Genomic DNA, 9,003 nt, shown 5'->3' with positions numbered 1-9,003 from the left:
GACCGGCTGAGTGAACCGAAGGAGGCAGGGGAAACTTTAACGTGAAAATCTTTTTTGCCGCGCGCGGCAAAAAAGATTCCAGAGTCAGGCTGAAAATCAATTGTGCGCAACTTGACGGACACTACCTGAGTCCGCAGCATGCTGCGAGCCGGAGTATGACTAGGTTCTGTTCGCTGCTGATAGACCGTTTTGACCGGCGTTGAAGCTCTGCGATCAAACCGGCTAATTCGGAACTCGAAAGGATTCGTGACGGGTCAATTTGGTGTATTGCATTCACTGGGATTCTCCTTAGTAAAACAATAGCCGTATGGCGTCTCAATTCGGTGACTTTAGAACCATCTCACAGCGGTTTAGGAACGGCATTACAGAACGTTCGGAACGTCGTGTTATGCGAGGGGGTACCGATTTTCCTGGTGGGAAATTTCCGATTCTTCGGAAGCGATTCAGCTGATTTTCCGGAGGCAAAACGGCTAGTTCGGAACGGGGATGTCAATGCCTGAAGGGTCCGGAAAATTCCGGCGATATCGTGCCTTTGACCCCATCACCGCACCCCCCGGCAGATTCCCCGGATTCAGTTTGAGCCTAGAAATACCGGCATTTCAGCGAAAACGTTCGTCATTCGATGCTACGCGTCAGAACTCGGTAGACAACCGGCGAAAACCGGCAGAAAACTTGTGTTTTCTGAACTCAACAGGTGGACACTTGGTTTCTAGAGACAACCGGCATGAGTTGTTCCGAACGTTCGGTGGCTGTTCAAAACGGGCTGGCGGAGTGATACCGAAACGTTGCGGGGCGTTTGCGTAGTCGGAGCTATGCCGGAAGGGGGCGCGGCTGGTTGAAACGCTCCGAGTGAGACAATAGCTCATTCCGTTCTGCTGCTGGCTTATGCCGGTATACTCCGCTACTCCTTAAGCAACCCTGGTCAGAGATAGAATTCTCTGAGGCATTGTTCGCTACGTACGCTTGAGACTCTGAAGCTTTCCGGCCAGGCGGTAGAGGAGTCTTATACGACTGGTACTGAGGGAGCTTGTAGGCTGGTTTGTCCTCCCGGGAGGACGTCTTATATCTCGGGATTGATCAGCTACGCGGAATCGTTTTCAGACGCGCATAAAGAAAGCTCTGGTTGATTCCAGAGCTTTCGGAAATTGCCGTATTGAATGTTCGGAACGGTTCTATTTCGTCCCTTCGCGCAAATCGATTGCGTCACACGCAGCTATGCCGGTAAGAACTTCATCTTTGTATTCACTATCTAAACTGTCATACAGAGCTAGAAGAGTATCGGCTATCAGTTCTTGCGCTGACTCCTCACTGCCGGTAAGACGCTTGGCTCTTCTCCAGATGTCTCCAGAGAACTCCAGGGAAGCTTCAACAGGGTCTGACGATAGGGTCAGTCCGAATACTGGGGACTGGGTTACAGTTCGCTTGCTGGGTTGACTTGCGCCGTTTTGAGTTAAACTGAACATTGTGACTAGCTCCTTACAAGCTGGTTGCCACGGGACGGGATGTTGGTAGCATCGCCGTCCCACTTCTTTTGGTTCCGATTCACGCTGAATCGGCTGTTGTCATATCCTACAGATTCTGTACTGTGTGACAATATTATTTCAGAATGTTTTTCGGTACTCACAATAACTACCGTAGGTATTTATTAGAAGATCTGTCAGAAGATACATGAACGGCAAATAGTATTTTCTGAAAGATTCGCAATCGCTAGTTCGGAACCGGGGCAGACCGGCAGTTGCCGATTTTTTCTCACCGTGCGTCCGCGTTAGAGAAAGAGTGCAGGACTTTTCGAGTACATCTGCTTGAGACGATGAGTGCAGGTGTTTTCCTATATACGGAGTACGACGATGGACAGCGTTAAGTGGTACGCATGGAAGCCAGGCAAGAACGTCCTGCGTATCATTCCAGGGTTCGACCCACGGCACTGCCAAGCGGAATTCGATGCATATGCTCCACCACCAGTTGATGCACGTGAGTGCTTTTATATCGAAGCACGGAGATCGAAAAACGTTGGTCCAAACAAACGAGTCGTGTTCCTGGACTCCACTCGACCAGGACCAATAGAGAAACTCATTCAAGAACTACAGGGATGTGGAGATAAAGCAGCAGAGCTGGCAATCAGGAAGCTTCAGCCGGCGAATCGTGCTTTTTTCTTCGTGATTGACCGTCATGAAGAACAGGTCGGTCCACAGTGTATCGACTGGAATATGCTCGAGTACATCAAGCTTTTTGGCCTCTTCGTTAGTCCAGATAATGGTGACATCTCATGCCCGTTCCAAGGGTACGACTTGATCGTGGAGTATATCCCCAAAGAGGCAAGCAACAATGGCTTCGCTCAGTGGCCAAACATGACCGCTGCAGCCAACTCCACCCCTATCACGAAGGATGAGGATAAATGGCTCGATTGGTTAGGGGAAGATCTCTTTGAGACGACTAAGGCTGGCTGGCCGCACAGCGTGGAGTACATCCAAGCTTGCCTGGATGGAACCGGGGGTGCCTTTGAAGGAGTGTTGCACCTCCCGCCTCCGCCAAGCGAAGACTCTATGCACAGCAGGACAGTCTATCGATCACCGATGCCTTTTCCCGCTCCTCGAAACTGGCCGGGCTCTTGCTGAGGTCCGTCTGCGTGGATGAGTGCGAAAATTGGAATTTGGCACTTGTCAAAAGTGACACAATGCGTTCCGGTAAGGTGAAAGTTCGTTCACTATGCCTGACATTCGGAGGTTGAGCAAATGTATCAGTTGACGGAACGCAGATTTCAGAAGGTAGAACACATATTAGAAGACTATAGAAATCAGCTCATTCTTAATGGCTGCTTCTACGCACCAAGCTTCGAAGGCGAAATGCGATCATCGCTCAATCTGGGATACCAGACACTTAAGGATATCGTTAGAGACATCGTCAAAAAGCACTCGCGATACCGACTGGTCGCACTCTACTACATGCAGTTCATGAACGCTCCAGGACCTGTGTCTGAATTCCAGAAGTACCTGGATGCCGAGTATTCAAGTCTGGGACTCAGTAGGTTGAAAGAGGAAGATCGGAAGCTCTTTTGGGAAAAACAGATCGATCAACTACGAAAGTCTAGTGATTCGTACGACGACGGATTCAGTGACTTCGTGGAGGAGACTGAGTCGTGAAGTCAAGTCAGATATTCACTAGTGTAATCTCGACCCTGGCTGGCATCGCAATCACGAGCCTGGTCGTATATCTGATTCCAAATGGCTGGGGCTCCATTTTTTGGTTTTTCGGAGCATTCTTCGGTTGGTTCGCCAGAACGACACCTATCTGGAACTGGCTTCTCGTCTTGCTGGTTGGAACAATGCTCGTCGTGCTGTTCGGTGCAGTTCTCGTACTTCGCGAATACCTCCGCTCCAAAAGAGATGAAGTTGAAGAGCCAACGCCGCTCACTATTTATGGCGTTAACTGGATGTGGAACTATTCGTCTAGTTTGTATGCGACTGAACCGGCTTCCTTTTGTCCGGAATGTGACATGCAGATTCGCTCCTACAATGTCTCCCAGTACGCAGCAAGTTACCAATCTAGATTTCACTGCGACTGTTGCGGCTGGAGTTCTAAAACGATTGAGGCGTCCGAAGATGCAATCCACGATTATGTTAAGCGACGATTCCAACAAGAGCTTCGACGAGCGTATCGTGAGCATGACGAGCGGAAACAGGATGCCGCTTAGGTTGGATACCCCTAAAGCCCGGCACCACGTTTCGCACGTCGCGTAGCTTGTTCCTTCTCGTTCACCGTTTGACGCTGTCAATTGCAGCCCGAATACGATTGATATATGCTAATACCTAGAAAGTGGTAGGTCCAAGATCCAGCATATTCCAATCTTCCAACCCGTGGTTCGTGCGCAATGTTCAGTCGACGATCAATTCGCCGTGGCTCTGCTCTTTTAGAGTTCGCACTCGTTTCGCTCGTTTCATATTTGCTTCTGGCAGCGATTCTCACGTTCGGCTCGATCATTTGGATTGGAAATACGCTCCAACAGGCGGTTGATGTTGGAGCACAAGAGATCGCTCGGATGCCGTTTCCACCGGCTGGCGATCTTGGCTTGGGGCAGATTGAGACGACGCCTGCACCAGACTCTGTCGTGAACGATCAAATGTTCAAGAACAAGATTTACGATGAAGAGTGGCTAGTCATTGAACCCGAGCAACTCGGTGGCTTGTCCTTTTCCCAATTTGCCGATCAGAATTTGCCGCTGATCAACCGATTACTCGCGACGGTTTACATCTTTGATAACGTCAATGGAGTCTATCGCTATCCCGGTGCGATCGTTACCAATGAAAACAACGAACAGACTATCCTGATCCCAGTCGTCCACAGCGATGATACGGTAAGTTGGGTTGCTCCGGTTGAGGAAATGCGCGTGCCAGATTTGGGAATTGGTCCTTTCAATATCGCCCTCAACGTACCCGCTTCGAGTCTTCCGCCGAATTTTGAGCCCGGCGTCGTCGCCCTTCGTATCAACTACCCCTACCAGAGCGCCTCAATGAGTGGGTTCGGTGAGTCATCTGGAACACCTCCCCATCGAGGTAACATTGGCAACCCGATTATTGCGGATGACTCGGCTCTGACAGAAGAGGACAGCGGGCGATACTCATTGGTCGTCTCAGATAACGACTATGTCGCGAATCAGCCAAACATTCATAGCGGCAAATTTGGTCTGGGAACGCAGGGGGCACTACCCTACGAGAACGTCCGCGAGTTTGGGGTACGACCATATCGAAAGATCATCTCCGTGCAGGCCATATACAGACGTGAGGTGTTTGCCCAATGAACAAACGCAATCGCCGAGGCAACACACTCATCTATTTTGTTTTCTTCTTCCTGATCGTCTTCGGGTTGGGCACCCTGGTGATCGACATTGGTTTGGCTCAGCTTACGCGCCGACAACTTCAGACAGCCGTGAACACGGCTGCAAAAGAGGTGTTATACGATGTCGACAGCAATGGCGATGGCATGGGAGACGGTCGTGAGAACGCTCGCCGGTTCGTTCGAGCTGTGTTCGATGATGACTTTGGCTCGACAACGATCGACACCTTGAACCTCGGCGCGGGGCCAGACGTACCCTACTACGATGGCTATCAGATTTCAGGCGACTTCCACGCTTCGGCAAAGTATTACCTCCCCGACGATTCTTATGATCTAGTTCCGGCTGGTCGATCGGCTGTCGGCGTGTATAAGCCAGACCTGGCATTGAATCCTAACAACGACCCTACAGGAGACATTGTCCCAGGGACCTTCAATGAGATTGAGAGTGCTCCAAGCAAGGACCACGAGGAAGGGGACGATGGCACTGGGAACAATTATGCCAGGGATGATTTCACTCCCAACCTGTCTGGAAACTCAGTGCTGGTGCGGATGCGTCGTATCGGAGAGGAATCATTTGACGATCCTGATGCGGGCACAAGCGGACCACCAGTGCCATTCATCTTCGGTCGCGGACTGCTATCTGCTGGTTCCTCCGATTTTTGGAGCCGGATTGAGCGAGGTACCTACGTCCGAGCTACTGCCATTGCCAACGCAACCCCGGCGCGAACAGTCGGCGTCCGAGATGACGCGTTAGGGGTGACCGGGCTATTTAACGTGCAGATAGACGCAACACTATGGCAGACAACGCCTGGGAATAATCTACAGCGCGGCGACAGTAACTATTCTTCCCAAGTCCAAGTTTTCAACGAACCAACTTCCACCTCAATTGGCCGATCTCAGTACGCAGATGATGCAAACGCTTCTCTAATTGGCGACGGCAACAACGGAGGTTACGTCGTTCTCACTGATGATGTGCTGGGAGAGCGACTCGTCGTAGGATTCGGATTCGTTAGCAGCATCCAAGTGACTGGTAGCCAAGTGAGCTTCCAACGGGCGTTCCCCCAACCGATAGCGAAGCAGAACGCGTCGGCTACACTCGCCTTTCGTGATTCGGCTGCGGATCAACTCACCAGCACAAACGCCTCACTTGTCTTTCAACGAAACTTCGATCTCGCGAATCAAGGATTCGCACTACGCGCCCCTGCCCTCGTTCGCAGTACAGAGTAGTTTGACAAGAAGCGATGCATCAAAATCAATCGAGCTGAACTCTCAAACCGTTGGGGTCGAACGAGAACACATCTCCGTCGATATTGTCTCGCCAAGGACTGATCGGAAACTGGTACAAGAGGTTTCCGCCGGTAGGTGCGTCGCGCAGCTGGTAGTGTGTTATGTCCGGCCATGCTGTTGTTGCCGGGCCGAACGTGAGCGAGTTGACGTTGGTAACCTGCGTTTTGGTGCCGCTGTTTTCTGGGGCTCCGAAAGAGACGACCTGTCGGCTATAGCCGTTAACTGCCGGAAGCTCAGTGATCGAACTCTCATCTGAAGTGCAGAAGGCGAGGTAGACCGTTGTCACCGGTGTGAATGGGATTCCCCGGAAAGTCATCTCCAGCATCTTTTCGCTGAGATACGGACTGAATCCGGAACCCAAGAAGGTCGTGATCGATCCTTCTGCGGTAACGAATCCTTCACCTTCCAGATCGGCCTGGCCGTCGACAGGAGCACCAGAGACCGAGGCTGTTGCGGATGCTGAGGCCGTCGCCGTTAGGTGCGATGAGATCTCTGGAATTACGATCGCATCGACGACGATGGTGGAGGTGGCTGTTAGTTCGGCTGAACCATTGATTGCCGCAGCCAGAATCTGCACGGCAACTGTCACTGCCAGTGCATCCGTTGAGGACCTGACGCTGATATTTCGAGCGGGAGTGGTACCGGAGGCTCGCTGAGCAATTTTTCCCAGGAATGCGTTAATGGAAGCATCATTGCCAGGTTGTTCTGCATAGGCAACCAATTCGCCCGATTCCGGTGGAGAGATGTATCCCATCGCGTCAGATGCGAACAGTGCAAAATACACGAAACCATAAGGAGGTGATGTAGCCTCGATCGTCGGTGTGAGAAATGAATATACACTTCCAGACGAATAGAAACTGCCGGCTGAGGCAATGATCGACGGTGAATCTACAAAGCCTTCAAGTCGGAGAATCACCGCAGCATGCCGACGAACAGTGCCAAAATTCCATGTGTACGGATCGGGATCGCCTCCTTCAACAATTCGGTATCCGACCCAGAAGTCACGATTTGAATCTGAAATGTCTAAGACGAGTTCTTCCCAATCACTGACAGGAGTAATCGATCCTGCGTAGGAATCCCATTCAATCATGGCCAGTAACAGAGAACCTGTCGTAGTTCCGCTGGGTGCCGCTACTGAAACCGTGCCGCTGTTTCCGCTACTCAGTTCGGAAACGGCGGCAACTGTTAAGCTTGAGGGAGCATCGTCTCGGGGCGGCGCGAGAATAATCGTGCCTGTAATCCTGCCGGAGGTGCTGCTCGGCGTGAAACCTCGCGTTCCTGTTGACTCGCTGGCATCGATCGATGAGTCATCCTGGTAAATTCGGATGCCAGCGTCGCGACCGACTGTGCTCGTTACCTCCCCAATCAGCGTCATACCTGCGTCTGGGGTGTGCCCGGCTGTACTGTCGAGGTTCAGGGCGAGCCGAATCGGCAAAGAATCGTCGATGTAGGAAGTTAAGTCAGGGGTAGGGTGGTACGTATTATTGCCGATGTAGGACAGCCCCGATTGCTCGATCGGAGCGATGGAATCCACTCCGGAAAAAACGCTGACAGCATAGGTAAAATTGGCTGCTCCGGTTGATGAAAAGGTGTGCGTGGATGGTTCATCAGCGGCTACGACACGCCAGCAAATACAGATAGAGGCTGTAAGAAGCGGCCCAGCGTTGACGAGATTCCATCCGGCAGGTGGTGACGTAGTATACAGCTGATTGCTCAATTCACCCACGAAGAGAAGCAAATCGCCTTCTTCCGCTGATGCCGGTATGGAAACAACATGGGAAGTGTCAGAGGCGGTTGTGTCCGTTGCTGTGACTACATGAACTGGCGATGCCACTCTGTTACTCCTTCATTAAAGTCCCGCACCATGTTTAGCACGTCGCGTGCCGGCATCGACTTAGTCCAACGATACAGAAAGGTTCGCATCCGGAACCTGGAAGGTATCACCGGTTTCGATCGTTCGCGTTGATGTCAACGCGCCGTAGTACAGCTGGTTTCCACCGGTCGGCGAGTCGTAAAGACCGATATGAGTAATACCGCCCCAAGGCGTTGTCGCTTCCGAATACGTCACCGCGCCACTGTTCGACACCTTCTTTTTGGTGCCGTCGTTTGTGGGAGATCCGAACTGTACCCGCTGACGAGCATAAGCCGTTCCAGACGGAACTTCCGTGAAAACAGCACCATCCGTCGTGACCGACGTCGCGAGTGCTAGGTAGATGGTTTCGCCGGGAGTGTACGAAGATCCCAGCAACGTAACCCCAAGCAGAGCTGCTTCCAAGTAATCTGAGAATGCGGTCATAGTGACTGCTCCTGATGGTGAATAAAAAGGCCGCTACCAAGCGTCAGCAATACCCGGCAGCGGCCCGCGCCCTTGGTTCTGGCGTGGCTGGTATAAAAACCACTGCCGGCGCGAAGCCGGCAGTGGCTCATCAAACAACTCCAGCCGAGACAACTGGTTCGTTATTGGCCGGTAAAAGGTCGGCTCTTGATTTTGGCGAAGTCTTGCTTCTTTCGGATTTCGTCCCGTTCCTGTTGGGAAAGATTCCGCATGCTCATTTCCTCCAACTGAATGCCAGAAATTGCCGGTCGTTCCTTTTCGCGAGGCTTGGATGGTGGCGGGATGTACGGCTGGATTTTCGGCGCAGGCGCTGCCAGATTCCGCATAGCCACTTCCGATCGACCTGATGGAAGCGGCACGTAGATCTCGCGAACGTCGAGATCGAAACGACCTAGCGGGATCTCGAACTCCACCGGTTCGCCGTTGCTTTCTTTGGAGGTGATCCGTCCTCCAAATTCGGTCACAGTGGCCTTCCACCGTGCGTTTGCAGTGGATGGAGATCCCTCGAAATCTACAATGATTTTCATCCGTTCAACTTTCTTAAAAAGGAA

The 9,003-nt window shown here is 51.9% G+C and carries 9 protein-coding genes and 1 pseudogene; 6 read left to right on the top strand and 4 right to left on the bottom strand.

Features of this window, described 5'->3' with window-relative positions; translation table 11 throughout:
- Positions 1–1,172 precede the first annotated feature (1,172 nt).
- Positions 1,173–1,463, bottom strand: coding sequence for a hypothetical protein (locus DTL42_RS19495; RefSeq protein WP_114371138.1), 291 nt, complete (start codon positions 1,461–1,463; stop codon positions 1,173–1,175).
- 384 nt (positions 1,464–1,847) lie between these two features.
- On the opposite strand from DTL42_RS19495, the gene DTL42_RS19490 reads away from it, so the two are divergent.
- The 6 genes and pseudogenes from DTL42_RS19490 to DTL42_RS19470 all read left to right on the top strand — a co-directional run bounded on the left by DTL42_RS19490 (position 1,848) and on the right by DTL42_RS19470 (position 6,057).
- The gene (locus tag DTL42_RS19490; protein ID WP_114371136.1) at positions 1,848–2,615 is read left to right on the top strand and encodes a hypothetical protein; all 768 of its coding nucleotides are present in this window, start codon (positions 1,848–1,850) and stop codon (positions 2,613–2,615) included.
- Positions 2,616–2,843: 228 nt separating this feature from the next.
- Positions 2,844–3,140: a hypothetical protein gene (locus DTL42_RS19485; protein ID WP_147274361.1), complete on the top strand. Its 297-nt coding sequence runs from the start codon at positions 2,844–2,846 to the stop codon at positions 3,138–3,140.
- Complete coding sequence (locus DTL42_RS19480) at positions 3,137–3,691, top strand: hypothetical protein (protein ID WP_114371132.1); 555 nt, start codon at positions 3,137–3,139, stop codon at positions 3,689–3,691. The genes DTL42_RS19485 and DTL42_RS19480 overlap by 4 nt, the downstream gene beginning before the upstream one ends.
- Before the next feature lie 177 nt (positions 3,692–3,868).
- A pseudogene (locus DTL42_RS27235) lies at positions 3,869–4,009 on the top strand (TadE/TadG family type IV pilus assembly protein); the annotation flags it as partial.
- Positions 4,010–4,036: 27 nt separating this feature from the next.
- Positions 4,037–4,795 carry a hypothetical protein gene (locus DTL42_RS19475; RefSeq protein WP_234824276.1) on the top strand — a complete coding sequence of 253 codons (759 nt, stop codon included), beginning with the start codon at positions 4,037–4,039 and terminating at the stop codon, positions 4,793–4,795.
- On the top strand, positions 4,792–6,057 hold the full coding sequence (locus DTL42_RS19470) for a TadE/TadG family type IV pilus assembly protein (protein ID WP_114371127.1): 1,266 nt from the start codon (positions 4,792–4,794) through the stop codon (positions 6,055–6,057). Before DTL42_RS19475 ends, DTL42_RS19470 begins: the two co-directional genes overlap by 4 nt.
- Positions 6,058–6,082: 25 nt before the next feature.
- On the opposite strand, the gene DTL42_RS19465 is transcribed toward DTL42_RS19470, so the two are convergent.
- The 3 genes from DTL42_RS19465 to DTL42_RS19455 form a co-directional block, all read right to left on the bottom strand.
- Positions 6,083–7,951: a phage tail fiber protein gene (locus tag DTL42_RS19465; RefSeq protein WP_147274360.1), complete on the bottom strand. Its 1,869-nt coding sequence runs from the start codon at positions 7,949–7,951 to the stop codon at positions 6,083–6,085.
- Positions 7,952–8,011: 60 nt separating this feature from the next.
- Positions 8,012–8,413, bottom strand: coding sequence for a phage tail fiber protein (locus tag DTL42_RS19460; protein WP_114371123.1), 402 nt, complete (start codon positions 8,411–8,413; stop codon positions 8,012–8,014).
- Between the two features lie 161 nt (positions 8,414–8,574).
- Entirely contained in the window at positions 8,575–8,916 is a 342-nt protein-coding gene (locus DTL42_RS19455) for a hypothetical protein (protein WP_147274359.1), read from the bottom strand.
- Positions 8,917–9,003 lie beyond the last annotated feature (87 nt).

It is taken from the genome of Bremerella cremea (assembly GCF_003335505.1).
Lineage (GTDB): Bacteria > Planctomycetota > Planctomycetia > Pirellulales > Pirellulaceae > Bremerella > Bremerella cremea_A.
Note: the sequence above shows the minus strand (reverse complement) of the source record. Positions and strands in the feature narration are given on the sequence as shown.

Coding starts and splice junctions, on each gene's coding strand:
- DTL42_RS19475 (WP_234824276.1), top strand. CDS start 4,037: ATGCCGTTTCCACCGGCTGGCGATCTTGGCTTGGGGCAGATTGAGACG.
- DTL42_RS19460 (WP_114371123.1), bottom strand. CDS start 8,413: ATGACCGCATTCTCAGATTACTTGGAAGCAGCTCTGCTTGGGGTTACG.
- DTL42_RS19490 (WP_114371136.1), top strand. CDS start 1,848: ATGGACAGCGTTAAGTGGTACGCATGGAAGCCAGGCAAGAACGTCCTG.
- DTL42_RS19470 (WP_114371127.1), top strand. CDS start 4,792: ATGAACAAACGCAATCGCCGAGGCAACACACTCATCTATTTTGTTTTC.
- DTL42_RS19495 (WP_114371138.1), bottom strand. CDS start 1,463: ATGTTCAGTTTAACTCAAAACGGCGCAAGTCAACCCAGCAAGCGAACT.
- DTL42_RS19485 (WP_147274361.1), top strand. CDS start 2,844: ATGCGATCATCGCTCAATCTGGGATACCAGACACTTAAGGATATCGTT.